Annotated in this window: 18 protein-coding genes; 11 read left to right on the top strand and 7 right to left on the bottom strand. The window is 72.0% G+C overall.

Going from position 1 to position 25,795, the window contains the following annotated elements; translation table 11 throughout:
- Positions 1-13 precede the first annotated feature (13 nt).
- Positions 14-2,956: an AAA family ATPase gene (locus OG331_RS45245; protein WP_406208448.1), complete on the top strand. Its 2,943-nt coding sequence runs from the start codon at positions 14-16 to the stop codon at positions 2,954-2,956.
- 16 nt (positions 2,957-2,972) lie between these two features.
- Here the strand turns inward: OG331_RS45245 and OG331_RS45240 are convergent, their stop codons facing one another.
- The 4 genes from OG331_RS45240 to OG331_RS45225 form a co-directional block, all read right to left on the bottom strand.
- Complete coding sequence (locus OG331_RS45240; RefSeq protein ID WP_406208445.1) at positions 2,973-4,163, bottom strand: SGNH/GDSL hydrolase family protein; 1,191 nt, start codon at positions 4,161-4,163, stop codon at positions 2,973-2,975.
- The gene (locus OG331_RS45235) at positions 4,160-6,535 is read right to left on the bottom strand and encodes a glycosyl hydrolase family 95 catalytic domain-containing protein (RefSeq protein ID WP_406208442.1); all 2,376 of its coding nucleotides are present in this window, start codon (positions 6,533-6,535) and stop codon (positions 4,160-4,162) included. The genes OG331_RS45240 and OG331_RS45235 overlap by 4 nt, the downstream gene beginning before the upstream one ends.
- Positions 6,536-6,597: 62 nt before the next feature.
- Positions 6,598-8,406 (bottom strand): alpha-galactosidase D, encoded by a 1,809-nt coding sequence (locus OG331_RS45230; protein ID WP_406208440.1) that lies wholly within the window; start codon positions 8,404-8,406, stop codon positions 6,598-6,600.
- Positions 8,407-8,429: 23 nt separating this feature from the next.
- On the bottom strand, positions 8,430-9,617 hold the full coding sequence (locus tag OG331_RS45225; RefSeq protein WP_406208437.1) for an ROK family protein: 1,188 nt from the start codon (positions 9,615-9,617) through the stop codon (positions 8,430-8,432).
- 205 nt (positions 9,618-9,822) lie between these two features.
- On the opposite strand from OG331_RS45225, the gene OG331_RS45220 reads away from it, so the two are divergent.
- The 7 genes from OG331_RS45220 to OG331_RS45190 all read left to right on the top strand — a co-directional run bounded on the left by OG331_RS45220 (position 9,823) and on the right by OG331_RS45190 (position 18,659).
- Positions 9,823-11,073 (top strand): serine hydrolase domain-containing protein, encoded by a 1,251-nt coding sequence (locus OG331_RS45220; protein WP_406208435.1) that lies wholly within the window; start codon positions 9,823-9,825, stop codon positions 11,071-11,073.
- A 101-nt stretch (positions 11,074-11,174) separates the two neighbouring features.
- Entirely contained in the window at positions 11,175-12,545 is a 1,371-nt protein-coding gene (locus OG331_RS45215) for a CAP domain-containing protein (protein WP_406208432.1), read from the top strand.
- A 65-nt stretch (positions 12,546-12,610) separates the two neighbouring features.
- Positions 12,611-13,288 (top strand): AIM24 family protein, encoded by a 678-nt coding sequence (locus OG331_RS45210; RefSeq protein ID WP_328883815.1) that lies wholly within the window; start codon positions 12,611-12,613, stop codon positions 13,286-13,288.
- A gap of 206 nt (positions 13,289-13,494) precedes the next feature.
- On the top strand, positions 13,495-14,559 hold the full coding sequence (locus OG331_RS45205; RefSeq protein ID WP_406210737.1) for a tetratricopeptide repeat protein: 1,065 nt from the start codon (positions 13,495-13,497) through the stop codon (positions 14,557-14,559).
- Entirely contained in the window at positions 14,556-15,626 is a 1,071-nt protein-coding gene (locus tag OG331_RS45200; RefSeq protein ID WP_406208429.1) for a polyprenyl synthetase family protein, read from the top strand. The genes OG331_RS45205 and OG331_RS45200 overlap by 4 nt, the downstream gene beginning before the upstream one ends.
- 308 nt (positions 15,627-15,934) lie before the next feature.
- On the top strand, positions 15,935-16,894 hold the full coding sequence (locus OG331_RS45195) for a threonine/serine dehydratase (RefSeq protein WP_406208427.1): 960 nt from the start codon (positions 15,935-15,937) through the stop codon (positions 16,892-16,894).
- Between the two features lie 154 nt (positions 16,895-17,048).
- Positions 17,049-18,659, top strand: coding sequence for a serine/threonine protein kinase (locus OG331_RS45190; protein ID WP_406208424.1), 1,611 nt, complete (start codon positions 17,049-17,051; stop codon positions 18,657-18,659).
- On the opposite strand, the gene OG331_RS45185 is transcribed toward OG331_RS45190, so the two are convergent.
- The gene (locus OG331_RS45185; protein WP_406208421.1) at positions 18,660-20,096 is read right to left on the bottom strand and encodes a serine hydrolase domain-containing protein; all 1,437 of its coding nucleotides are present in this window, start codon (positions 20,094-20,096) and stop codon (positions 18,660-18,662) included.
- A 120-nt stretch (positions 20,097-20,216) separates the two neighbouring features.
- Between OG331_RS45185 and OG331_RS45180 the strand changes: the two genes are divergently transcribed.
- Together OG331_RS45180 and OG331_RS45175 are read left to right on the top strand one after the other, a co-directional pair.
- Complete coding sequence (locus OG331_RS45180; RefSeq protein ID WP_406208419.1) at positions 20,217-21,188, top strand: LLM class F420-dependent oxidoreductase; 972 nt, start codon at positions 20,217-20,219, stop codon at positions 21,186-21,188.
- Positions 21,189-21,344: 156 nt separating this feature from the next.
- Positions 21,345-22,388, top strand: coding sequence for a hypothetical protein (locus OG331_RS45175; RefSeq protein ID WP_406208417.1), 1,044 nt, complete (start codon positions 21,345-21,347; stop codon positions 22,386-22,388).
- A 28-nt stretch (positions 22,389-22,416) separates the two neighbouring features.
- Here OG331_RS45175 and OG331_RS45170 read toward each other — a convergent pair whose 3' ends face one another.
- Positions 22,417-22,899 (bottom strand): DUF6328 family protein, encoded by a 483-nt coding sequence (locus OG331_RS45170; RefSeq protein WP_406208415.1) that lies wholly within the window; start codon positions 22,897-22,899, stop codon positions 22,417-22,419.
- Between the two features lie 82 nt (positions 22,900-22,981).
- Positions 22,982-23,965 carry an aldo/keto reductase gene (locus OG331_RS45165; RefSeq protein WP_406208412.1) on the bottom strand — a complete coding sequence of 328 codons (984 nt, stop codon included), beginning with the start codon at positions 23,963-23,965 and terminating at the stop codon, positions 22,982-22,984.
- A gap of 137 nt (positions 23,966-24,102) precedes the next feature.
- Between OG331_RS45165 and OG331_RS45160 the strand changes: the two genes are divergently transcribed.
- Entirely contained in the window at positions 24,103-25,794 is a 1,692-nt protein-coding gene (locus OG331_RS45160) for a cholesterol oxidase substrate-binding domain-containing protein (RefSeq protein WP_406208409.1), read from the top strand.
- Position 25,795: the final 1 nt, after the last annotated feature.

Below are 25,795 nucleotides of genomic sequence, written 5' to 3'. Positions count from 1 at the left end.
ACAGGATGTATCCGTGTCGCAGACCTCTTTCACCACGCCGCTCATCGGGCGAGAGGGCGAGTTCGCTCGCCTCTCCACGGCGCTGGAGCGTGCCCGGGACGGTGAGGCCCGGGCCGTCCTGATCGCCGGGGACGCCGGGGTCGGCAAGACGCGGGTGCTGGACGAGGTCGCGGGGCGGGCGGCTCGGGACGGGATGATCGTCCTCACCGGGCACTGTGTCGATCTCGGTGATGTCGGGCTGCCGTATCTGCCGTTCACCGAGGTGCTGGGCGTGCTCGCCGGTGACGAGCGGCTCGCGGAGGTCCTCGCCGCGCATCCGGTGGTCGGACGGCTGCTGGGCGGCGACACGGACGCCGTGAGCGACCGGCTGCGCCTGTTCGAGGGCGTCGCCGGGCTGCTGGCCGATCTGGCGGACGTCGCGCCGCTGCTGCTGGTGCTGGAGGACCTTCACTGGGCCGACCAGTCGTCGAGGGATCTGCTGCGGTTCCTGCTGAGTCGGGGCATCCTGCAGCGGCCGGCGGGTGGGGCGCCCGCCCATCGGCTGGCCGTGTTCGCGTCGTACCGCGCGGATGACCTGCACCGGCGTCATCCGCTGCGCCCGCTGCTGGCCGAACTGGTGCGGCTGCCCGCCGTGGAGCGGCTGGAGCTGCGCCCGATGGCCGACACCGAGGTGGCCCGGCTGGTGCGCGCCGTCCAGGAGCGGCCGCTGCCGGACACTACGGTCCGGCGGATCGTCGAGCGGGCCGAGGGCAACGCCTTCTACGCCGAGGAACTGGTCGCGGCGACGGACACCGAGGCCGGCGGGGTGCCCAGTGGGCTGGCCGATGTCCTCCTCATCCGGTTCGAGCAGCTGTCCGACACCGCCCAGCAGGTGCTGCGGACGGCCGCCGTGGCGGGGCGGCGCGTCGAACACGACCTGTTGCGGGGTGCCGTGGGCATTCCGGAGGAGGAGCTGGAGTCGGCGCTGCGTGAGGCCATCGGGCGCCAGTTGCTCGTGGCAGGGGAAGGCGACACGTACGCCTTCCGGCACGCGCTCGCGCGTGAGGCGGTGTACGCGGATCTGCTCCCTGGTGAACGGGCCCGGCTGCACGGTGCGTTCGCCCGGCTGCTCGCCGGACGCGGCCGTCCCGACGAGACGGCGGCCGAGCGCGCCCACCACTACCGCGAGAGCCACGATCTGGCCGAGGCCCTGGCCGCCTCGCTGGAGGCCGCCGACCACGCGCACCGGGTCGGCGCGCCCGCCGAGGAGCTACGGCACCTGGAGAGCGCCCTGGACCTGTGGTCGTCGGTGGAGCCGTCCGCGCGGCCGTCGGGCGACGGCACCGACCGGGTGACGCTCACACTGCGCGCGTCGGCCGCCGCCGCGCACGCCGGTGAGTCGCACCGCGCGGTCTCCCTCACCCGCTCCGTGCTCGCGGCCCCCGGCCAGGACACCGACACCGAACTCGCCGCCCGGGTCCGCTACACGCTCGCCGGGAACCTGCTCGGCGTCGACAGCCTGACGGCGGCCTTCGCCTACAGCAGCGAGGCGCTCGCCCTGATCCCGGCGGAGCCCCCCTCGCGGACGTGGGTGTGGGCGGCGGCCACGCACGTCCTTGCGGCCCGCCAGGTCGGGGAGAACGAGACCGCCCTGCGGGTCGCCCGCGAGGCCCTGCGCACCGCCGAGAAACTCCAGGTGACGGACGCCCGGGCGGACCTGCTCATCTCGTTGGCCGTTCTCGAGGCCGGTGGCCGGCGCACACCGCAGGGGCGTGCACGGCTGCGCGAGGCCCGGGATCTGGCGCGGCGTTCGGGCAACGCCCCGGTGGAGATGCGCGCCCTGTTCAGCCTCGCCGTCGGCTGCTTCGAGTCCGGGGACCTCGACGAGTCGCTGCCCTGGCTGACGGAAGGGCTGGACCGGGCCCGGCGTGCCGGGTTGCTGTCCTCGCTGTATCCGCTGGAGATGCGGTACCTGCGGCTGCTCGTGCTGTACACGCTGGGCCGCTGGGACGAGTGCGTGAGCGTGGCGGCGGCCGACGCCGGCGTGCTGCCGGCGGCGGGCGGATACACGACCGGTCCCGCGCTGTACGTAGCTCTGGCGCGCGGTGACTTCGCGGCCGTCGAGGATGCCCGCGCGCTGCTGGCGGGGCCCTTCGACTGGATGGGCACGCTCATCGCGGGTATCGCGCTCACCGACGCCGCCGCGTGGCGCGGTGACGCGGAGGCGGCGGTGGAGCGGATGCGGTCCTCGGTCGCGGCGCTCACCGACGACGCCGGGGCGCTCCCCGATGCCACGGTCCGGCTGGCCGCCCTCGCGCTGTCCGCGGTCGCCGACCGGGCGGCGGAGCTGCGCCTGACCGGCGACGAACCGGGGCTGCGCCGCTGGGCGGCCACGGCGACCGAACTGGTCGAGCTGGCGCGGGGCACGGCGGCACGCGGCGGGGACAGCAGGCCTCAGGGTCCGGAAGGCATGGCGTGGCTGGCCCGCGCGGAGGCGGAGTGGGCGCGGACGGTGTCCGGGCCTGACGTGCGGGCGTGGGCGAAGGCGGTGGCGGCGTTCGACTACGGCGACGAGTACGAGCGGGCGCGCTGTCGGGTGCGGCACGCCGAGGCCCTGCTGGCGTCGGACGAGCGCGAGGCGGCGGCCACCGAGGCCCGGACGGCACGGGAGACGGCGAAGCGGCTCGGTGCGACGCTGCTGCTGGAGCGGGTGGACGCCCTGATCCGCCGGGGCCGCCTCGCGGACACCTCCGCCGACCGCTCCTCCCTGCTCACGGCCCGCGAGCAGGACGTGCTGCGGCTCCTCGCCCTCGGCCGCAGCAACCGGCAGATAGGCGAGGAGCTGTACATCACCGGCAAGACGGCGAGCGTCCACGTCTCCAACATCCTCGCCAAGCTGGGCGCAGCGAGCCGTACGGAGGCCGTGGCGATCGCCTATCGGGAGGGTCTGATCACCCGCGAGGAGGCGGTGGGCTGACGCCCCGTCGTGCACGTCAGCCTGTGGTGTCGCAGTCCAGGGCGGTCAGGTCGACGGCGTCGGCCATCGCCTGCATGCCCTTGTCGTTGGGGTGGATGTGGTCGCCGCCGTCGAGGGCGGGCAGCATCCGAGCGGGGTCGTAGGGGCTGCGCAGGATGCGGTCGAAGTCGGTGACGGCGTCGAACTCGCCGCTGGTGCGGATGAACTCGTTGACCTCCTGGCGCACTGCCTCACCGGCCGGGTCCCATTCGAGCCAGCCCTTGTAGGGGCCGACGGTCGCGCCGACGACGCACTTGCCGGCCGCGTGCGCCCGGTCGATGATCTCGCGGTAGCCCTCGATCAGGTCGTCGGCCGTGACGCCCGTATGGGCCTTGATGTCGTTCACGCCCTGGAAGAGGAACACGGTCCGCACGCCCGGCTGGGACAGGACGTCCCGCTCCAGCCGGTTCAGCGCGCTCTCGCCGGGGCCGTCCGCGAGGACCTTGTTCCCGGAGATCCCCTCGTTGGCCACGCCCTTCACCGCCGTGTCCGAGCGTTGCAGTCGCCGGGCGAGGTAGTCGGGCCAGCGGCGGTTGAGGTCGGTGGTGGACTGCCAGCCGTCGGTGATGGAGTCGCCGAGGGCGGCCACCGCTCCGGTGCCGGCGCGGGCGCGCACGGAGACGGCGTCGAGATAGAACCAGGAGCCGGTCGGGACGGTCCAGGCGGCGCCGCCCTCCTCGGCGGTGTGGTCGCCCTGGGTCGCGTAGGACGACTGCATGGCCATCCAGTGGCCGGTCGCCGGGCCGCCCGCGTCCGGGCTGTGCAGGCTGACGACGAGGTTGGTCGCGGCGGGCAGCCTGCCGGGCAGCGGGTCGCTCCACACGGTCTCGCCGGCCGGCACGGTGACCGTGCGCTTCCCGCCGAAGGCCAGCCGCCGGTTGCTGCCGGACCGCAGCTCGGCGCCCTGTTTCTGGATGCCCGCGTACACGCTGTCGAAGGTCATCGGCCGGTCCCCGAAGGCGTTGGACAGCCTGATCCGCGTGTCGGTGCCGCCCACGCTGGTGTGCACGACGAGCCGGTAGCTGCGGCCGGCGACGCCGTCCGCCATGCGGTCGGCGCTCGCCGCCCAGGTGACGACGCCGCTCGCGTCGGCGGTCGCCTCTGCGGGCGGCGACTGGCAGGCGACGACCGTCAGCAGGACGGCGGCCAGCGGGAGCCCGGCCCTCACTTGGCGAAGTCCTTCAGCGTGACCGACGCGCCGGTTCGCAGGGTGACCGTGCGGGACACATCGCCGTACGCGACCGTCGTGGTGCGGCCGCCGACGCTGTGGATCCGGGCCTCGGTCGGGCGTCCGTCGCGCCAGCTCAGGTCGACCTCGAAACCGCCCCGCACGGGGACGCCCCTCACATGGCCCGAGTCGGCCCAGGCGTCGGGGAGCGCCGGCAGGAGCTCGACGTGGCCCGGCCGCGAGTACAGCAGCATCTCCACCATCGCGGCCGGCGTGCCGAAGTTGGCGTCGATCTGGAAGATGCCCCGGCCGCGCTCCACCTCGTAGATGTCGAAGAGGTTGAACGCGGTGCCGTTGCTGCCGTCGGTCGAGGGGCGGAGGTTGTTGACCACCAGCTGGTAGGCGTTCTCCGCGTTCTTCAGGCGGGCCCAGCACAGGCTGCGCCAGGCGTTGGCCCAGCCGAAGCTCTCCATGCCGCGCGCGGTGAGCAGGGCGGTGGCGCCCGCGACGATGTCGGCCGGGGTGGAGCCGTCGGGGCGGATGCGGTCGCCGGGGAACAGGTTGATCAGCGGGGACAGGTGGCGGTGGGTCGTCTCACCCAGGTTGTCGGGCGACATCCACTCCTCCAGCCAGCCGGTGGTCGGGCTGACCTGCGGCAGGTACAGCTTTCTGCGCAGTGAGGCGATCGTATCCGCGTAGTCGGTGTCCCGCCCGAGAGCGGCGGCCGCGGTGCAGTAGTTCCCGAACAGTGTCCACACGACTTCCTGAGCATAGGTGATGCCCTTGGCGTCCTGTGGGCCGTGCTCGGGAGACCAGTCGCTGTCGTCCACGAGCACCTCCTTCGACGTGCCGGGGAGGGTGACGGTGAGCAGCCGCGCCTCCCAGAACTCGCACGCGCCCTTGAGGAGGGGGTAGATCTTCTTCAGGTACTCGCGTGACCCGGTGTACTCGTAGTGCTCCCACAACGTGGTGCACAGCCAGGCGTTGCCCGCCGGGTGCCACCACCAGCCGCTGCCGCCGTAGGGGTTGGTGGAGAAGGCGACGGCCCAGCCGGCGTTCTTGCCGCTGGAGTTGCGGTAGCGGTTGCGCGGGTCGTTGAACAGGCGACGGGTGGTGTCGTTCCAGGAGGGGAGCTGGGCGACGCAGTAGTCCGTGAAGGCGTCGAAGCAGGGGGAAAGGCCCGTGCGGTCGGCCATCCAGTAGTTCATCTGGATGTTGATGTCGGTGTGGTAGTCGCCCATCCAGTCCGGGTCGTTGCCGTCCAGCCACAGGCCCTGGAGGCCCATCGGCAGGCTGTCGCGCGAGCCGGTGATCATGAGGTAGCGGCCGTACTGGAGGTAGGCCGCTTCCAGTTCCGGGTCGGGTTCGGGATCGCGGCTGCGGGCGTGCAGGCGCTCCCAGGTGTCGAGTTCGCGCTGGGCGTCCGTGGACGTGCCGAGGGAGAGGCCGAGCCGTCCGTACAGGGCGCGGTAGTCGGCGACATGGGTGCGGCGCAGGGCGTCGGCGGACTCCGCGACGGCGGCGCGGACCTTCGTACGGGCCAGGCGCTCCGGGTCGAGGGAGGGAGCACGGAAGCCGGCTGCGGCGTCGGGCGCATAGTTCGTGCCCGCAGTGACCACCACAGTGAGGTCCTTGCAGCCGGCGAAGTCGATACGGGTGCCGTTGACGGTGACCCTGCCGCCGCTGCCGCGGGCCTTGACGGCGGCGCCGTAGCGCAGGCCGTTGGGGAGGGCCGCGCCGAACGACTCTGCGGCGGTCGGCTTCTCGCCGTGGGTGCCGGTGAGGGTGATGGAGCCGGTGTAGCGGCCGCCGCCGCTCTGGGTGAAGCGCAGGACGATGACGTCGTCGGGGTGGCTGGCGTACATCTCGCGCCGGTAGGTGACGCCGGAGCGGACGTAGGAGCTGGTGACCAGGCCCTGGGCGAGGTCGAGGGTGCGGCGGTAGCCGGAGACGGCGCCGAGGTCGTGGGCGGGGATGTCGACGGTGAGCCTGGCGAGCAGCGTGAAGGAGCCGAAGTCGGAGCGGCCGTAGGGGAACTGGCCGTCCTGGTCCAGGGTGTCGTTGAGGCCGCCGGTCCACATGGTGGCGTCGGTGATCAGGAGGAGCTCGCGGCCGGGGTCGTTGCTCGCGAGGGCTCCGATGCGGCCGTTGCCGAGGGGCAGGCCCTGTTCGATGAGTGAGCCCTCGTCGCCCGGTGCCTGCCACCACAGCCGCTCGCGAGCGGCGTCGGCGGGGAGCGGGACTTCGGCGGGGCGGACAGGAGCGGCGGAGGCGGTGAACGTGGGCAGCGTGCCGAGGGCGGCGGTGAGGCCCGCGGTGGTGGCGAGGGAGAGGAGAGTTCTTCGGCTCGGCTCGTTCGGGCTGGTGTTCATGCGGGGCTCCGGATGCGTCTGGGCCGGGGCCCGGCGCGCTGCCGGGCCCCGACGGAGGGAGGTCAGAGAGACTTCTGCACGTCGATCCGGTCGATGTCCGGCGCGTAGCCGGTCCCGCTGTCGAACGTGATCGTGTTGGCCCCGGCCTTCAGCTTCACCGCCACGTGGACGCTGTTCACCGTGCCCCAGTCGCCCGTGGACGCGAACTTGTGCGAGGTGCCGCCGCCTCCGTTGGCCGAGACGGAGATCGAACGGGCGTCACCGCTGACGTAGGCGACCTTGATCTGGTAGGTGCCGGCCTTGGGGACCACCACGTCGTCGAGAGTCAGCTTGCCGCCGGTGTAGAGGTTGCCGACCTTGCGGCCGTCGGAGCAGGCGGAGCAGTCGGCTACGGAGGCGTTGCCGCTCAGGGTGCCCGCCTCGGCCTCGTAGGCGGTCCAGGCGAGGTCGGTGCCGCGCGGGGTGACGGTGAACAGGCGGGAGCCGTGCGCGGGGAGTGCCTGGGTGATCTTGTCGGTGTAGGAGCCGAGGTTCTCCTTGTTCCACACGTCGCGCACCGAGGCCTTGCCCTTGAAGCCCAGGGTCGGCCAGTTGGCGGTCACCGAGGCGGGCGCGTCGGACAGGTTGAACAGCGCGACGGTGTAGGTGCCGTCCGGGTTCTTCGCGGCCCACACCTGCTGCGGGTCGGAGGCGGTGACGGGCTCGGCGGGCGGGGCGCTGCTCTGGTTGAGCGCGATGACCTCGCGGTTGGTCAGCAGCGACAGGCCGTAGGAGTCGAGCTCGGTGAGGTCGTCGCCGGTGAAGAGCGGGGACTTGGCTATCGCCCAGAGGGTGGCGTAGCTCTGCCGCTCGGCCTTGGTGAGGCCGTCCATCTCGCCGTTGCCGACGTTCAGGGAGTCGAGGTCGTTCCAGCCGCCGGGGCCTGCGTGGGCGGTCCAGGCCGGGGCGTCGTCCCAGCGGTCGTCGACCGAGTTCTCCCAGGTGACCAGGGTGTTGCAGTAGCACTCGACGTCGGTGTCGATGCGCCAGCCGTTGGAGTACTTCTTCCAGTCCTCGACGTGTCCGTAGTCGAGGGACCAGGACAGCTCCAGGTGGATCGGGCGGCCGGCGGTCTTGATGGCCTTCTGCCAGGCGGCGACGTCGGCGACGTTGTTGTAGTTGTCGCCGCTCTTGAAGGAGCCGGGGCCCACGCCGTCGAGCTTCAGGAAGTCGTAGCCCCAGTCGGCGAACATCTGGGCCTGGGAGTCGATGTACTTCTGCGCGCAGGGGTTCGAGAAGTCGATCTTGTAGGCGCTGTCCCAGCCGTTGGTGGTGCGCAGGTCGTCGTAGACGATGTCGCCGGTCGTGCAGCCCGCGGCGTTCCAGATCGGGTTCTTGCCGTCGTTGTACGCCCCTTTCTCCAGGCCGACCGGGAGGTAGATGCCGGGCTTGAGGCCCTTGGCGTGGATGCGGTCGGCGACGGCCTTCATGCCGCTGGGGAAGCGCACCGGGTCGGCCTTCTGCCGGCCGTACTCGTCGAACTGCGACTTCCAGGACCAGTCCATCCACCAGCCGGCGTCGATGTTGACGTACTCGTAGCCGTACTTCTTCAGCTTGGCGGCCATGGCGTCGGTCTGCTTGATGACGTTCGCCTCGGACAGGTAGCTGTAGTCGCCCTTCGGGTTGAGGTCCGGGTACTTCGACGACTGCATGGTCCAGCTCGTCCAGCCCATGTAGGGCTTGGCGGCCACGGTGGTGGCCGGGGCGGCCGGGGGCGCGGGGGTCTCGGCCTGCGCGGCGGGGACGGCGGCCGTGACACCGGCGGTGAGGGCCAGGACCACCACGGCTCTCAGGGCGCGTGCGGGCATGACGGAGTACGAGGATGACCTCATGGGTCGTACCTCCCTGGGTTGGTTCAGCGGTTCTGGCGCTGGTCGTCGGCTCTGATGAAGGACTGGATCGCGGTGGCCGCGGCCCCGCGCGCCCACTCCTCGAAGGGCAGCGGGCGGGTCTGTACGTCGCACCGGGCGGCGGAGCCGAAGGCGGCCGCGCCGAAGGCGTCGCGGATCTGTTCGGCGAACAGGTCGTAGGCGGCGAGTCCCTCGCCGGAGATGATCACCCGCTCGGGGCCGAGCAGGTTGGCCACGGTGGCGATGCCGCGTCCGATCGCCTCGCCGGCGCGCGCGTAGGCCTCGCGCGCTCCGGCGACACCGCGGTGGGCGAGGGCCACGGCTTCTGCGGTGTCGGCGACGTCGACGCCGGTGGTCTCGCGGATCCGCCGGACGATCGCGGCGTCCCCCGCGATGGCCTCCACGCAGCCGCGGTTGCCGCAGTGGCAGGGCGGGCCGGCCGGGTCGACGGTCACGTGCCCGATCTCCCCGGCCACGCCGTGCGCACCGGCGACGACGCGGCCGTGCACCACGAGGCCGCAGCCGATGCCGGCGCCGACGGTCACCACGGCGAAGTCGGAGAGCCCCACGCCGGCGCCGAACCACTGCTCGGCGACGGTCAGGGCCCGTACGTCGTTGTCGACGGTGACCGGCAATCCGGTGGTCGCGGAGGCGAGTTCGGCGAGGGGCACGTCCCGCCACTCCAGGAACGGGGAGTAGCGGACGGCTCCGGCGCCGCGGTCCACGTCACCGGAGACGGCGATTCCGAGGCCGAGGACCGGGACGCCCGAGCCGCCCGCCTCGGCGAGCAGTTCGCCCGCCAGTTCGGCGACCGAAGCCAGCACGCGCTTGGGCTCCCGGTCCGGGAGCGGGGCGTGGCGGGCGACGCGGATGCGGCAGCACAGGTCGGTGAGGACGGCGATGACCTCGTCGCCGGTCACCTTGACGCCGATGAACAGCGCCCGTCCCCCGTCGACCCGCACCGGGTTGGCGGGGCGGCCGAGTGCGGGCCGGGCCGGCTCGTCCGCGTCCTCCACGAGGTAGCCGGCCTCGATGAGGGGCCGGACCGCCTTGGTGACGGCGGCCGGGGACAGTCCCGCCCGCCGGGCCACCTCAAGGCGGGTGAGCGGCCCATGGCTCAGGACCGTGGTGAAGATCTGCGAGGCGGCCGGCGTGTTCGCCGGGAACGTCTCGGCACGGCGGATCGAGGACATGACCGGAACCTAGATGGCTTATTTTCCGCCGTCAATAAAAGAAGCAGGATTCCCTGACGAACACTGCAGGACTCCCACCCGGTGATCCCTGCCTGTCCAACTGTGCGTCGTCTGTGGCGATCTGACGGGATGCGAGAGGGTTGCCCCGCACGAAGCTGATCGTTCTCGTATGAGCAGCACATCGACAGAAACGTGAGGAATCCGGATGGTCTCAGCAACGGTGGTCAGAGGTACGGCGGTGGCGGCGGCCGTGATGTCTCTCCTGGCGGTTCCCGCCCACGCCGCGCCCGGGCGACCCGGCGCCGCCGCGGTCGACGCCAAGGCAGCCGCCCTGCCCGCCCCGGACGTCGACGGCATCTGGAACGTCCTGCGCACGGCGCGGCGGCAGGGCGCACCCGGCGCGATCGCGCGCCTCGACGACGGCGGCACGGCCCACTGGGCGGCCGTGGGCGTCGCCGACCGCAAGTCGGGCCGGGCCATCAACAACGCCGACCGGTTCCGCATCGGCAGCGTCACGAAGACCTTCTCGGCCGTCGTCCTGCTGCAACTGGCCGAGGAGAAGCGGCTCAAGCTGGACGCCCCGGTCAACCGCTATCTGCCGGGGCTCCTGCCCGACGACGGCATCACGGTCCGGCATGTACTCAGCCACCGCAGCGGCCTGTACGACTACACCAACGAGATGTTCGCGCGGACGGTTCCCGGCTTCGAGGCGGTCCGTACGAAGGTGTTCACCTACCGGCAGCTGGTGAACCGGTCCCTGAGCAAGGCACGGACCACGAAGCCGGGCGGCGCGTACTCCTACTCCAACACCAACTTCGTCGTCGCCGGGATGCTCATCGAGAAGCTGACCGGGCACTCCGTGGGCACCGAGTACCGGAACCGGATCATCGAGCCGCTGAAGCTGCGCGACACCTTCTACGTGCACCCCGGCAAGAAGATCCCCGGCCGGCACACCCGCGGCTATCTCACGCCGGACACGGCCGGCGCGGCGCTCGTCGACGCCACCGAGCAGACGGCGTCGTGGGCGCAGAGCGCGGGCGCGGTCATCTCCAGCACGCGCGACCTCAACACGTTCCTGTCGGCCCTGCTCGGCGGCCGGCTCACCTCCCGGGCACAGCTGGCCCAGATGCAGCGCTGGGTACCGGCGGGCGGCGTGCAGTCGTACGGGCTCGGGCTGCGGCGCCGCGATCTGTCGTGCGGGGTCTCCGTGTACGGCCACACGGGCGCCGTGCAGGGCTACTACACGTACGCGTTCGCCTCCAAGGACGGCAGGCGCAGCCTCGCCGCGCTCGCCAACACCTCCAACAACGGCACGGTCCTCAACTCCATGATGGGCACCCTGGAGTCCGCGTTCTGCGGCAAGCAGACGAAGCCGCAAAAGCGTGCCGCCGTGGTCGAACGGCACGAGGACATCGAACCCGGGATCCGGCTCCCGCTGGGCCCGAACGCGGGCTGAGGGCGAGGACGGGGCGGGAACCCGCGAGATCCGGTGGACGTTTCCACGACAACACCACCGGCATCCCCACCGGATCTCGAACGACCCACCAGGACAGCCCGATGAGCGAGTTGGTTCCCGGGGGCAATCTGCCCCTCCCGGGCGGCAGCGTGACCGTCCGGGTGCCCGGCCCCTTCGACGTGTCCGCGCTGGTCACCGACGACAGCGGCAAGGTCCGCGGCGATGCCGACTTCGTGTTCTACAACCAGCCGTCCACGGCGGGCGCCCGGCTCCGGGGCGACACCCTGACCGTCGACCCGCCGCGCCTGCGCCCCGGGGCCACCCGGGTCACGGTGGTCGTCAGCCCCGCCGACCCGGGCACTCCCCTGGGCCGCCTGCCGGCCCCCGTGGTCCACGTCAGCGGTCCGGGCGGCCGCGCGATCGCCCGGTTCGCCCCGCCGCGCCCACGGCAGGAGACCTTGCTGCTGCTCGCGGAGATCTACCGGCGCGGCGACGGCTGGAAGCTGCGGGCGCTGGGGCAGGGGTACGCGGACGGGCTGGCGGGGCTGGCGCGCGACTTCGGGGTGGACGTCGTCGAGGACGCGACGCCGACCCCGGTCGCCACGGCACCCGCAGCGATCACTCCGGCCGGACCGGCGGCCCGGTCCGCGATGCACACCCTGTCCGCCGTCGCCGCCCCGCACGCCCCCTCCCCCGATCGCGACGGCTTCCTGGGCCTGGTCAACTCCGCGCGCGCCAGTGCCGGTTCACCGCCCGTCACCGTCGACGCCCGCCTGGCCTCCGCCGCGCAGGCCCACGCCTCCGCCATGGCAGCGGCGGGGCAGCTCGGCGTCGAGGGCCGCGACGGCGTCTCCGTGTACCAGCGCATCACCGGCGCCGGGTATGCGTATCTCACCGTCGGCGAGCACCTGGTCTCCGGCCCGCGCACCCCCGCCGAGTTCGTCGCCTACTGCCTGCGCACCGAACAGCCCCGCCGCACCCTGCACGACCCGGCCTTCACCCACGCCGCGCTGGCGCACGTCACGGGCGGCCGCTCGGGCGACACGTACTGGACGGCGCTCTGGGCCAGGCCGTTGGCCCCCGGCGACCTGTCCCGCACCGTGACCGAGGTCGTCGACCTCACCAACCGGGAGCGGGCCCGGGCCGGGCTGCGTCCCCTCGCCGTCGATCCCGCGCTCAGCACCGCGGCGCAGGCCTACAGCGTCGACATGGCGGCCCGTGCCTTCTACTCCCACACCTCGCCCGAGGGAAGCCAACCCTGGGACCGGGCGGCCGCCGCGGGCTCCCGCATGCGCTCGATCGGCGAGAACATCGCGTGCGGCCAGCGCTCCGCGGCCGAGGTCGTGGAGGGCTGGATGAACAGCCCGGGCCATCGCGCCAACATCCTCAAGCGTGACTTCACCCACATAGGAATCGGCTTCGCGGGCGGCGGGCCGGCCGGCACGTACTGGACCCAGCTCTTCGGCGCCTGACGGTCCGGGGAATCCGACACGCCGCGATCTAGGCAGAACGGGAGCCTCCGGGACAGGATGCCCGCATGAAGGGTGACCTCTTTTCCAACGAGCACATGGTCCAGCCCGCCACGGCGCCGGGCATGACGATCGAGAACGCCAAATGCATCAAGTACGCGGTGAACGGCGAGATGCACGCCCGCCAGGGCGCGATGGTCGCCTACCGCGGCAACCTCCAGTTCGAGCGCAAGGGTCAGGGCGTGGGCGGCATGCTCAAGCGGGCGGTGACCGGTGAGGGGCTGCCGCTGATGGCGGTGCGCGGGCAGGGCGAGGCCTGGTTCGCGCACGAGGCGCAGAACTGCTTCGTCGTCGACGTCGACCCCGGCGACGAGTTCACGGTCAACGGCCGCAACGTCCTGTGTTTCGACGCCTCGTTGTCGTACCGGATAGCGACGGTGAAGGGTGCCGGCATCACCGGCGGCGGCCTGTTCAACAGCGTCTTCACGGGGCAGGGCAGGCTGGGCCTGGTGTGTGAGGGCAATCCGCTGGTCATCCCGGTCTCGCCGCAGTACCCGGTGTACGTCGACACGGACGCCGTCGTCGGGTGGACCGCGGGCCTGGACACCTCGCTGCACCGCTCGCAGTCCCTGGGCTCGATGCTGCGCGGCGGTTCCGGGGAGGCCGTGCAGCTGATGCTGCAGGGCCAGGGCCATGTCGTCGTACGGCCGAGCGAGGCGACCCCGCAGAAGTCCCAGCAGCACTGATCCCGCCCCCGTGAGGTGATCTGCGCCTCACGAGCAACCCCGTCCGCCTTGCCGACGTCTTGATCGACAACAAGTGAAGCCCTGGCCGCCCTTTCCGGCCAGGGCCGGTTTTCAACGCTCTATACACGCCATGTATACCGATTGTGTATACGCACTGCGTATACACAGAGAGTAGAGATGGCGTGTATATCGATCGAGAGGCATCGATGTACGGCAAGGCATTCGCCCCGGAGTACCAGGGAGCCCTGACCAAGCTGTCCGTGAACTCCTCGCTGACCGACGTACTGGCCGCCGGCACCGAGCAGTTGAGAGCGGCCGAGCAGGCCGGGCAGCACGGCGAGGCGGCACGTTCAGGGCTCGCGGTCGCCGAGGCGCACCGCCGGCTGGGGCAGATCGGGGACGCGGACCGGGCGTGGAAGGCGAGCTACCGCGCCGCCCGGGAGGCCGGCGACACCCCGGCGATGGCCTGGGCGCTGTGGAGCGGCGGCACGCTGGCGCGACAGCGCGGGGCGTTCCCCCTGGCCCGGCGGCTGCTTCAGCTCGCGGCGGACTTCGGCGAGCGCGGCGGCGACATCGTCGTACGCGGCTACTCCCTGGCCGGGCTCGCCGAGACCGGCCGCATCCAGGGCGACTACGACGCCGTCCACCGGCTGCACGAGCAGTTGCTGGCCGAGGCGCGGCGGCGAGGCGAGGCGCGGCACACCGTGTGGGCCCTTGAGGGCATCGCCCAGATCCACCGCAACACCGGCTCGTACGACACCGCGTACGACCTGTTCGAGGAGGCGGCCGAGATCGCCGCGGGCGCCGAGGACCGGCGTGGCCACGCCTGGGCGCTGCGCGGACTCGCCGACGTCGTCTCCGTGCGCGACGGCGACACGCCACGGGCACTGGCCCTGCTGTCCGAGGCGGAGACCACGTGCCGGGCGATGAAGCTGTCCAGCGCGCTGGCCTACAACCACAAGATGCGCGGCAACGTCCTCTACCGCGCCGGGCGTTACGCCGAGGCCCGGGACCTGTACGAGCAGGCGCTCGCCGAGTTCCGTGCCATGAGCGAGCCGCGCGGCCAGGCGCTGTCCCGGCTGGGGCTGGCCAAGTCGCGGGCCCAGCTGGGGCGCGACCGTGCCGAGACCGCCGCCGAACTGGCCGAGCTGGCCGGTGTGCTGGAGCGGATCGGGCTGCGGCACGCCCGGGAGATGGTGGCGCGGGCGCAGAAGGAGTTCGGCGTCGGCGAGGATGCCATGGCCGGCGCCGGGGCGGGGGTCGTACGGTGACGGCGTCCCCTTCCGCTCTCCGGGCTCCGTCCGGCATCCAGGAGCACCCCTCCTCCCTTCAGGCCCCGCCCGACGCCCGCCAAGTCCTCGACCGCTGCCGCGCCTTGGTGCGGCCCGCACTGCGGGAGGCCGTGGAGCGGACACATCCGTGGGTCGGTGAGATGGCCGCATACTCCTTCGGCTGGTGCGAGGTGGGCGGCGCGCCCGCCGCAGCCTCCGGCGGGAAGGGTGTACGGCAGGCGCTGGCCGTGCTCGGGGCCGAGGCGGCCGGCGCGGCCGGGCGGCTCGCGGTGCCCGGGGCGGTCGCGGTGGAGCTGGTGCACGCCTTCTCCCTGCTGCACGACGACATCATGGACGGCGACACGTCCCGGCGCCGCCGCCCCACCGTGTGGAAGGCGTACGGCACGGGACCCGCCGTCCTCGCGGGTGACGCGCTGTTCGCGCTCGCCGTCGAGACGCTGGCCGCCGCACCGGCGGGCCCGCGGGCCGTACGGCTGCTGTCCGCGGCGTTGCAGGACCTGGTGCGCGGGCAGGCGGACGACCTGCTGTTCGCCACGCGTCCGTGGACGGGGCCGGAGCGCGTGCGGCCCGATGAGTACCGGACGATGGCCGAGCACAAGACGGGTGCCCTGCTGGGCTGTGCGGCCGCGCTGGGCGCCCTGCTCGGCGGTGCGCCGCCCGCGACCGTCGCCGCCCTCGACCGGGCGGGGCGGCATCTGGGCATCGCCTTCCAGGTGGTCGACGATCTGCTGGGCGTCTGGGGCGACCCGGCCGTCACCGGCAAACCGGTGTACGGCGATCTGCGGGAGCGCAAGAAGACGTTCCCCCTGCTGGCCGCGCTCGACTCGCCCGCCGGCGGCCCCCTCGCCGCGCTCCTGGAGTCGTCCGCCGACCCCGCCGAGGTGGCCTCGCTGATCGAGGAGGCGGGCGGCCGCTCGGCCGCGCTCGCGGAGGCGCGACGCCATGTGACCGCCGTGGAGGCCGCTCTGGCCGACGTACCACTCCAGGCCGGCCCCGCCGCGGAGCTGCGGTCGCTGCTCGACTTCCTGGTGCGACGCGACCTGTGAGGGCCCGGCTCGCGGCGGGCGGTGATCGCCCGACCATCATCGCGCCCGCGGCGAGCCCACGCTGACCGGCGTCATGTGACCGCCGCGCAGCCCCTCAGGCCGACGTACCACCGCAGGCCGATCCCTCCGGGGAACTGCGGTCGCTGCTCGACTTCCTGGTGCGACGCGACCTGTGAGGGCCCGGCTCGCGGCGGGCGGTGATCGCCCGACACCGTGGCGCCCGTGGCGAGCCCGAGTTGACCGGCGCCGCCTCCCGCGTCAGGGTGCCAACGGCGTGGACCCCGCCCCACGCCGGAAAGGTGACTGCCTTGATCGGGATCTCCGACGTCGAAGCCGCGGCCGACCTCATCGCCGGCCACGTCGTCCACACGCCGACCGTGCCCAGCCCCGGCCTGTCGGCCCTGCTCGGCGTCCCGGTGACGGCCAAGCTCGAACTGCTGCAGCGCACCGGCTCGTTCAAGGCCCGCGGGGCGACGGCGAAGCTGCTGTCGCTGACGGGGGCCCAGCGCGCGGCCGGGGTCGTGGCGGTCAGCGGCGGCAACCACGGAATCGCCCTCGCGATGACGGCCGCGGTCCTCGATGTGAAGGCGACCGTCGTGATGCCGCGTTCGGCGCCGGCCCGCGCCGTGGAGATCGCCCGCGGCGCCGGAGCGTCCGTGCGGCTGACGGACGACATGGACGGAGCGTTCTCTCTCGTCACACGGCTGCGGGACGAGGGGCTGACGCTCGTCCACCCCTTCGACGACCCGTTGGTGATCGCCGGCCAGGGCACCGTCGGGCTGGAGTTCGCCGACGACGCCGGTGACCTCACGGACGTGATCGTCAGCGTCGGGGGCGGCGGACTCGTCTCCGGCGTCGCGGTCGCGCTGCGGGCCCGCCGTCCGGACGTACGGATCTGGGGCGTGGAGACCGAGGGAGCCGAGGCGATGTCCGAAGCGCTTGCGGCGGGCGGGCCGGTGCCGGTGGCGCTGTCGTCGATCGTCTCCACGCTGTGCGCGCCGGCCGCGTCCCGGCTGACGTACGACCATGTGTCCGCCTTGGTCCACGAGGTGCTCGTGGTCCCGGACCGGGAGGCGGTGCGGGGCGTGCTCGACCTCGCCGAGCACGCCAAGCTGTGGACCGAGCCGGCCGCCGGCTGTCTGCTGCCCGCGGCCCGGCGCGTCCTGGAGCGGGTCGAAGACGGCGCGCGGCTCGGGCTGGTGGTGTGCGGGGGCAACGCGACAACCGGGGATGTGCTGCGCTGGACGGCGGATTTCGGTGTTCACTGAAACGCCGTCTCGAATTCCTTACTTTTTCGTCAGGTTACTCACGCGTAAGAACCAAAGGAAAGGAACGGCGCTTTAGTTGAGGTTTTCGTTGAACGCTTCCTGTCCCGTCTCTCGTACTTCCTGTGAGAAATGAGAATCAGGGGTTCAGCGAGGGATGACCATGGTCAAGGCGCGCGTCTCCACATCCGAGTTGGTCGCCGGGAGGTACCGGCTCGTCGATGTCGTGCACAGCGAGACGAACCGCGTCAGTTACTACGGCGAGGACATCGAGACCGAACGCCCGTTCCTCCTCACGCAGATCGGGCTCCCCGACGCACCGAGCCCGGACGACAGGCGCCGGGCAACCTCGCGCATCCTGCGCACGTCCGAGCAGATGGGGCTGCTGCGCCCGGGCGCGGTCGCCACGGTCGTGGACGCCGTCGAGGAGGCCGGGAACCTGTGGATCGTCACCGAGTGGATCGACGGCACGCCCCTCGGTGAACTCCTCACCCAGCAGGGCACGTTCAACTATGTGCGGGCCGCGCGCATCGGCCTCGAACTGCTCGACGTCCTGGAGGCGGCGCACGTCGCCGGTATCACGCACGGCGAACTGAGCCCCGGCCAGGTGTTCGTGCGCGGCGACGGCACCGTGGTGGTCACCGGCTTCGGACTGGCCGGCGCGACCCTTGCGCCCCGGGTCGCCGCGCCGTCGTACGCCTCACCGGAGCAGGCCCGCGACGAGCGCATCGGACCGGCGTCCGACCTGTGGGCGCTCGGCGCGATCCTCTACGCCATGGTCGAGGGGCGCCCGCCGTACCGCGAACGGGACCGGCCCGAGGCGACGTTGAAGGGCGTGGACCGGCTTCCGCTGCGCGCCCCGGTGCGTGCCGGGCCGCTCACCCAGGCGGTGCAGGGACTGCTGCGCAAGGACTCCAGGGAGCGGCTGAGCAGACCCGTGGTCCGCGAGGCGTTCGTGCGTGTCCTCAACGAGGATCCCGAGACGCCCATGCCGGCCGAGCCGCGCCCCCGGCTGCGCGGTCTGTACGTCGTCGGACCGGGCTGGGGCAGGCGCGCCATGATCGCCGGCACCGCGCTCGCCGTCGTCACGGTAGCCGCGGCCGTCCTGGTGGTGACCAGCGACCGGTCGGACGACTCGGACCCCTCGGCAGCCGGTACGGCACCCAGTCCGTCGGCCTCTGCCAAGGAGCCCGCCACTCCGGCTCCGACCGCGTCCCCCACGAAGGAACCCACGGCCTCCCCCACGAAGAGCGCGCCGGAGAGCGCATCGCCCACCGCGTCCCCCTCGGGCACCGCGCTGCCCTCCGGATTCCGGACGTACACCTCACCGGAGGGCTTCTCCGTCGCCCTGCCCCAGGACTGGAAACCCCTGAGCACCACGCGTGCCTCGGACCTGGCGTACCGGGTCGTGTTCGCCGCGGAAGGCGATCCGCGTACGCTCGCGGTCACCTACAGCGAACGCGTCGGCCCGGACCCCGTCGCCGTGTGGCGCGACGATGTCGAGCCCCAACTGAAGCAGTCCGCCACCGACTACGAACGCATCGGCGACATCGAGGCGACCACGTACCAGGGTTACAAGGCCGCCGACATCCAGTGGCTCGCCGACGTGGACGACACGCGGGTGCGCACTTTCGGCCGCGGCTTCCTCATCGGCGACCACGTCGGGTACTCGTTGCGCTGGACGACCCCGGCGGGCGACTGGAACGACGCCGACAACCAGGGGGCCCTGGACACCGTCCTGCGGACCTTCCAGGTGCCCGAAGCCTGATCAGGCCCGCACGCGGGGTGCGCACATCGCCCGCAGCGGCAGGCGGTGCAGCGGTTCGGTCCGCCAACGCGCCGTGAACGTCCGGTCCTTGAGCGAACACGTCACGTCCAGGTGGTGCGGGGTCTCCAGGAAGGCGATGTCCACGACGAGGGTGTCCGCGTCGGTCCAGCCGCCGCTGACCGCGGTGGGCACCGGCCCCTCGGTGACGGTCCAGCCGGGCTCCCCGAGCCGCAGCCGAAACGGGTGGCCGTCCTCGGTGAGCGTCAGGGCCCAGCCGTCCCCGTCCGGCGTGAGGTCGATCGCGCTCAGCCTGGCCGGGTTCCCGCCGACATCGCCGTTCGGGGTGAAGGCCGCGGCGGACCAGGCCTCGGCCCGCTGGGGCGGTGCGGGCTCACCGGCAGCGGGCGGCAGCGCGAGGCCCGCCAGCCGCTCGGCCAGGGCCGCGTCCGCCGCCTCGCCTCCCGTCAGGGGCGCGGGGCGGAACGCGGGCAGCAGATGCTCCCAGACCAGGTTCAGCAGAGCCTGCATGTTCCAGGTGTCCGCGGTCGTCGCGATCACGGCGTCCTGCTCGGGCAGCACCAGACAGAACTGACCGAACGCGCCGTCGCCGCGGTAGCCGTGCCGGGACATCCAGAACTTGAAGCCGTATCCCCGCTGCCAGTCGTCCCCGGGCATGAATCCGGAGTTCGAGATCTGCGGGCGCGTGGCCTCGGCCACCCACCATTCGGGGAGCAGCCGCCGGCCGTCCCACACCCCGCCCCGCAGATACAGCAGGCCCAGCCTGGCGATCGCGTCGGTGGTGGCGTGCAGTCCGCTGAAGCCGAGCTCCGGGCCGCCGCGGTAGCGCAGCCACGCGACCTCGCCGATGCCGAGCGGGTCCAGTAGACGCGGCCGGAGATACTCGGTCAGCGACTGGCCGCTCGCACGCTGGACGATGGCGGAGAGCGTGTAGGTGGCGGGCTGGTTGTAGGCGAAGAACGTGCCCGGATCGCGGGGCGGCGGCACCAGCAGGAACCCGCGGACGAGGTCCTCACGGTCCCGTGCCCGCGCATCGTCGAATGCGTCGGTCTCGTGCCCACTGGCCATGGACGCCACATGCCGTACGAGCATCGCGCGGCTGCGCGGATCGGTGATGTCGGCGTCGAGCTCGGGGAAGTACGAGATCACCGGGTCATCGAGCCGAATCAGCCCCTCGCCGGCGGCGATCCCGGCGGCGGTCGCGGTGAAGCTCTTGCTGATCGAGTAGAGCAGGTGCGGGCGTTCGGAGGTGTACGGCGCCCACCAGCCGGCGGCGACGAGGCGGTCGTGGCGCAGGATCATCAGGCTGTGCGGCTCGATGTCGGGGGCGGCGTCGAGAGCGTCGAGGAAGGCGAGGACACCGGAGGCGTCGACGCCCTGGGCGGCGGGCGTGCTCGAAGGCAGCGGGCGAACACTCATGCGAGCATCCTCTCCGATACCGGGGCGATGACAGAGCCATTCGCGCCCCGGACTCTGCACCCCGCCCCGTCCGTCCCGTCGATCCCGTTTTCACCACCCGTGTCCGGGGACTCGGGCCGCATGGTGCAGATCGGATACACGATGATGACCGAGCAGGCCGCCCCTCGTGACCTGGTGGACCACCTGGTCCGCGCCGAGGAAGCCGGCTTCGACTTCTCTGTGACCTCGGACCACTACTTTCCGTGGCTGCGTTCTCAGGGTCACTCTCCGTACGCGTGGAGTCTCCTGGGCGCGGCCGCCCAGGCCACGTCGCGGATTCCGCTGATGACCTACGTGACATGTCCGACGTTCCGTTACCACCCGGCGGTGGTCGCGCAGAAGGCGGCCACGATGCAACTGCTGTCCGAGGGCCGGTTCCGGCTGGGGCTCGGCTCCGGGGAGAACCTCAACGAACATGTCGTGGGCGGTGGTTGGCCGTCCGTGGACGTACGGCACGAGATGTTCGAGGAGGCGGTGGAGATCATCCGGGCGCTCTTCGAGGGCGGCCATGTGAACCGTCGCGGCACGCACTTCGACGTGGAGTCGGCCCGCCTGTGGGACCTGCCGGACCAGCCGCCCCCCATCGGCATCGCCGTCTCCGGTGAGCAGTCCTGCGAGCTCGCGGGCCGGCTCGGCGACCTGGTGATCGCCACGGAACCCAAGGCCGACCTGCTCGCGGCGTTCGACCGGCACGGCGGCGCGGGCAAGCCGCGCGTGGGGCAACTGCCCGTGTGCTACGATCCCGACCGGGACACCGCGATCAAGCGCGCCCACTCCCAGTTCCGCTGGTTCGGCAGCGGCTGGAAGGTCAACGCCGAACTGCCGCACCCGGACTCCTTCGAGGCGGCAACCCAGTTCGTCACGCCGGACGACGTCGCCGACGCGATCCCGTGCGGCGACGACGTGGATGCCTTCGTCGAAGCCGTCCGTCCCTTCGCCGCGGCCGGCTTCACCGAGGTCGCCCTCGTGCAGATCGGGGGCGAGGAGCAACGGCCGTACATCGACTGGGCGGAGTCGACGCTGCTGCCCGCGCTGCGGGACGCGCTCGGCTGAGGCACACGATATGCGCTTCGCACGTCACCGCACGCGCACCGGACCGGACGGCATCGGGGACCGCGAGAGCGTCGCCCGCGGGTGTCATAGGCTGCCGGTCGGCACCTGAGCCTTCCCGGCGGTGCCTTCCGAGCAGCACCAACAGGAGAGTCATCCGTGACACTGGCGTTCGTCCCGCCCGAGACGTCCCCCGCGCCCCAGCCCCCGTTGTCCGATCTCGTCGCGCGGGACGCGCGTGAGTTCGGCGTCTACGCGCGGACCGGAGGGTGGGCCTTCGGCCTGATGGTGGCGCGCAGCGTACGGCCCGGCGGGCAGAGCGCGGGCGAGACGCCGAAGGTGTCCGCGAAGGAGTTCGCCGAACTCGCCGGGTGCTCCGCCGACCGCGTCATGCGCTACTACAAGGCCTGGGACCGCGCCGCCGACGACGGTCTGGTGCCGCACTTCGAGACGCTCACGCCGGGCCAGGAAGTGGAGCTGCCCGACTCCGACGTGTGGCTCACCTACTACGTCTCCCGCAACAGCGCCACCTCGGAGCGGGGCACCGCCATCACCGAGGCCGCCGAGGCCGAGGGCATCCGCCCGACGAAGGCGCTGGAGGTCGCCGAGAACCCCACCGCGCTGCGCGCCGCGATCCTCGCCGACCCCTCGACCGCCCGCGCCGCCCGCCAGGCACTTCTCGACCGGGTCCGCGAGGACCCCGATCTGCAGGCCGAGTTGGCGCGGGACGTCGTCCGTACCGACGACCTGAAGAAGGCCGTCGCCACCGAGAGCCGGGCGGCCGACCGGATCGGCTACGTCCGCCAGATCGCGGAGTCCGGCCAGATCAAGACTCCGGCCGGGCAGACCGTGGACGCGCCCGTCGACCTGCGCCAGGAGGCCGAGCGGCACCTGTCGCTCATCGACGAGCTGGAGGACGAGCAGGACACCGGCGAGTGGGCCACCGAGGCCTACGACACCATGAAGTCCCTCGTCGCCGAGACCGTGGAGGCCGATCCCGAGCTGCGCGTGCAGGAGCGGCGAACGAAGTTCTACAGCAGCCTGCAGCGGGCGACGAAGGTCTTCGAGGAGCTGACCTTCGACGATGTGCAGGAGTTCGTCGAGGACGACATGGTCCAGCAGTTGGAGGAGCTCCAGCAGGCCATCAGCACGTGCATCACCGCCCTGCGCGGAGCCCGGTCAGGCCCCGGGCGGGAGCAGTAGCCGCTCACCTCTGCGGGGCGCCGCCGCTTCACTCCGTGTGGCGGCGGCGTGCCCACAGCGGCAACGCGAACCAGCACAGCAGGTACCAGACGACCACGCCCGTGACCAGCCAGGGAACGTAGTCGTCGTGGGTGGCGACCCGCAGGATGAGCAGGAGCGAGGACGCCGTCGTGGCGAGGAGCAGGAGCAGGCCGACCAGGGTCAGCCGGGAGGCCCACTGCACGGCATGCTGTTTGATGCGTCGCCCCGACACCAGACGGTGCAGGGAGACCGGTCCGATCAGGGCTCCGGTGGCGGTGGCACCCAGCACGACCGTCACGATGTAGATCGTCTGGTCGGTGTCGCTCAGCGTGTCGTACTTCGTCGTGAAGACGACGGTGAGCAGAAAGCCGAACAGGATCTGGACGCCCATCTGGGCCACCCGGACCTCTTGGAGGAGGTCGGTCCACATGCGGTCGGCCCGCTCGTCCTCGGTCTCGTCGCGGCCCGTCCGTCTTTCCTTCTCGGTCATGCGTGCCGGGTATCCCCGGCGTTGAACTCTCAAACGGTGAAGATCCGGGAGCAGTGGGTTACCGCTCCCGGACAGCACGCGTCTACCAGCGGTTTTCCACCTGGTCCTGGATCCGCCGGTCGTAGAGGTCCCGGATCGCGGCGAGCGTGTCCCCGGACAGCTCCGGCAGTGCGGCGGCGGCCGCGTTGGCGCGGGCCTGCTCGGGTGTGCGGGCGCCGGGGATCACGGTGGTCACACCGGGCTGCTGGATGATCCAGCGCAGCGCCAGCTGGGCCGGCGTGCAGCCCACCGGTGCGAGCTCGGCGAACTCGGCGGCGGCCTCGACGCCGGTGGCGTAGTCGACCCCCGAGAAGGTCTCGCCCTGGTCGAAGGACTCGCCGTGCCGGTTGTAGGTGCGGTGGTCGTTCGCTGCGAAGACGGTGTCCTTGGTGTACTTGCCCGACAGCAGGCCGGAGGCCAGCGGAACCCGGGCGATGATGCCGACGCCGGCCTCGTGCGCGGCGGGCAGCACCTCGCGCAGGGGCTTCATGCGGAACGGGTTGAGGATGATCTGCACGCTCGCGACACCCGGGCGGGCGATCGCGGTCAGCGCCTCCTCACAGGTCTCCACGCTGACGCCGTAGCGGGCGATGCGCTCCTCCGCGACCAGGGTGTCGAGGGCGTCGAACACCTCGTCCGTCGAGTACACGGGGGTCGGCGGGCAGTGCAGCTGGACCAGGTCGAGGCGGTCGACACCGAGGTTGCGCCGCGAACGGTCGTTCCAGGCGCGGAAGTTGTCGAGGACGTAGTTCTCGGGGATCTGGTCGACCCGGCGGCCCATCTTGGTCGCCACGAAGATGTCCAGCTCGGGCCTGGCGCGCAGGAACGTGGCGATGGTCTGCTCGCTGCGCCCGTCGCCGTACACGTCGGCCGTGTCGAAGAAGGTCACTCCCGACTCGACCGCTGCCTCCAGCACCGCCAGGGCTTCCTTGTCGTCGACGTCTCCCCAGTCGGCGCCCAGCTGCCACGTACCGAGACCGACGACGGATGCCCGCTGACCCGACCTACCGATTACACGCTCGTCCATGACGTCAGTGTGTCACTCGTCATCCATGTGCGCGGAACAGGCCCCTCCGCCTCGTCACCTGTGAATCCATCACTCACACGGGTGAATCAATTCGACAGGCGAGCGGTGCCTGTCAATGCGGTCCCTAGCGTGAGCCCGTGACCGACGACTTCAGCCGCAGGGGCTTCCTGCGCACGGCAGCCGCCCTGACCGCCGTACCGACCCTGCTGCCGGCGGATCCGGCCGCCGCGGCACAGGAGTTGCCCGACTTCCCGGCCGATGTGGCGCTCCACCGCTCGGCGTACCGCAACTGGGTGGGCGAGATCACCGCCGACGGCCTGTGGGCCTGCACACCGGCCCGCCCGGAGCAGGTGGTCGCCGTCGTCAACTGGGCCTGGCGGCACGGCTGGAGCGTCCGCGCCCGGGGCGCCTCGCACGGCTGGTCACCGCTGACGATCACGCAGGGCACCCCGGCGGACGCCCCGGTCCTCCTCGTCGACACCGCCACCCATCTCACCGGCCTGTCCGTGGAGTCGCCGACGACCGTGCGCGCCGGCACCGGAGTCACCCTGGAGGCCCTGCTCACCCGCCTCGAGGAACACGGTCTCGGCATCACCGCCGTGCCCGCGCCCGGCAACCTCACCCTGGGCGGCGCCCTGGCCGTCGACGCGCACGGCACCGCCGTACCGGCGCGGGGCGAACAGCGGCTGCCCGGGCACACGTACGGTTCGCTGAGCAATCTCGTGCTGTCGCTGACAGCCGTCGTCTGGGACGACGCCAGGGGCGCCTACGTGCTGCGGACGTACGGCCGTGACGAGGCGGACTGTGCCGCCCTGCTGGCCCATCTCGGGCGCTCCCTGGTGACCGAGGTCGTGCTGCGCGTGGGCGCGAACACCAACCTTCGCTGCGTCAGCCGTACGGACATCCCGGCGCGCGAGCTCTTCGCCGCGCCCGGCACCGACGGACGCACCCTCGCGAGTCACCTGGACCGGGCCGGGCGGGTCGAGGCGATCTGGTTCGCCTTCACCGAGTTCCCGTGGCTGAAGGTGTGGAGCGTCTCCCCCACCCGGCCGCCGGTCTCGCGGCGCGTGACGAGGCCGTACAACTACCCGTTCTCCGACAGCGTCCCGACGCCGGTCGCGGACCTGGTGGGGCACATCGCGTCGGACGGGGCCTGGTATCTGGCGCCGGTGCTCGGCAACGCGCAGTACGACGTGGCCGCGCTCGGACTGGTGGCGACGCTGTCGGCGGACATCTGGGGGCCGTCGAAGAACACGCTGCTGTATCTGCGGCCGACGACGCTGAGGATCGCCACGAACGGCTACGCGGTGCTCACCGACAGAGCGCAAGTACAGCGCGTCGTCGCCGAGTTCACGGCCTTCTACCGGGAACGGCTCGCGGCGTACGCCGACCGGGGGCAGTTCCCCGTCAACGGGTCGGTGGAGATCCGGGTGACCGGCCTCGACGATCCGGCCGACGCCGGCCTGGACGGGGCGCGGACCCCGCTGCTGTCGGCACTCCGTCCGCGCGACGACCGTCCCGAGTGGGACACCGCCGTCTGGCTGAACATCCTGACGCTGCCCGGGACGCCGTACGCGGAGGCCTTCCTGAGCCAGATCGAGCGGTTTCTGCTGCGCACCTTCGACGGCGAGTACGCCATGACCCGCGTGGAGTGGTCGAAGGGCTGGGCCTATACGAAGGAGGCCGCGTGGAGCGACGGGGAGGTGCTGGGCACGGTCGTGCCGGGCACCTTCGGGGAGGGCGTGTGGGGCGAGGCTTCCGGCGTCCTGGACCGCCTCGACCCGCACGGCGTGTTCGGCAACGCGTTCCTCGACCGGCTGTTCCGGTGAG

Origin of the sequence: Streptomyces sp. NBC_01017 (genome assembly GCF_045162795.1) — a bacterium.
Lineage (GTDB): Bacteria > Actinomycetota > Actinomycetes > Streptomycetales > Streptomycetaceae > Streptomyces > Streptomyces machairae.
This window is presented reverse-complemented; position numbering and strand designations above follow the sequence as displayed.

Excerpts from the sequence above, each read along its gene's own strand:
- OG331_RS45235 (WP_406208442.1), bottom strand. The coding sequence starts at position 6,535 with ATGAACACCAGCCCGAACGAGCCGAGCCGAAGAACTCTCCTCTCCCTC.
- OG331_RS45230 (WP_406208440.1), bottom strand. The coding sequence starts at position 8,406 with ATGAGGTCATCCTCGTACTCCGTCATGCCCGCACGCGCCCTGAGAGCC.
- OG331_RS45225 (WP_406208437.1), bottom strand. The coding sequence starts at position 9,617 with ATGTCCTCGATCCGCCGTGCCGAGACGTTCCCGGCGAACACGCCGGCC.
- OG331_RS45220 (WP_406208435.1), top strand. The coding sequence starts at position 9,823 with ATGGTCTCAGCAACGGTGGTCAGAGGTACGGCGGTGGCGGCGGCCGTG.
- OG331_RS45215 (WP_406208432.1), top strand. The coding sequence starts at position 11,175 with ATGAGCGAGTTGGTTCCCGGGGGCAATCTGCCCCTCCCGGGCGGCAGC.
- OG331_RS45210 (WP_328883815.1), top strand. The coding sequence starts at position 12,611 with ATGAAGGGTGACCTCTTTTCCAACGAGCACATGGTCCAGCCCGCCACG.
- OG331_RS45205 (WP_406210737.1), top strand. The coding sequence starts at position 13,495 with ATGTACGGCAAGGCATTCGCCCCGGAGTACCAGGGAGCCCTGACCAAG.
- OG331_RS45190 (WP_406208424.1), top strand. The coding sequence starts at position 17,049 with ATGACCATGGTCAAGGCGCGCGTCTCCACATCCGAGTTGGTCGCCGGG.
- OG331_RS45185 (WP_406208421.1), bottom strand. The coding sequence starts at position 20,096 with ATGAGTGTTCGCCCGCTGCCTTCGAGCACGCCCGCCGCCCAGGGCGTC.
- OG331_RS45180 (WP_406208419.1), top strand. The coding sequence starts at position 20,217 with ATGGTGCAGATCGGATACACGATGATGACCGAGCAGGCCGCCCCTCGT.
- OG331_RS45170 (WP_406208415.1), bottom strand. The coding sequence starts at position 22,899 with ATGACCGAGAAGGAAAGACGGACGGGCCGCGACGAGACCGAGGACGAG.
- OG331_RS45165 (WP_406208412.1), bottom strand. The coding sequence starts at position 23,965 with ATGGACGAGCGTGTAATCGGTAGGTCGGGTCAGCGGGCATCCGTCGTC.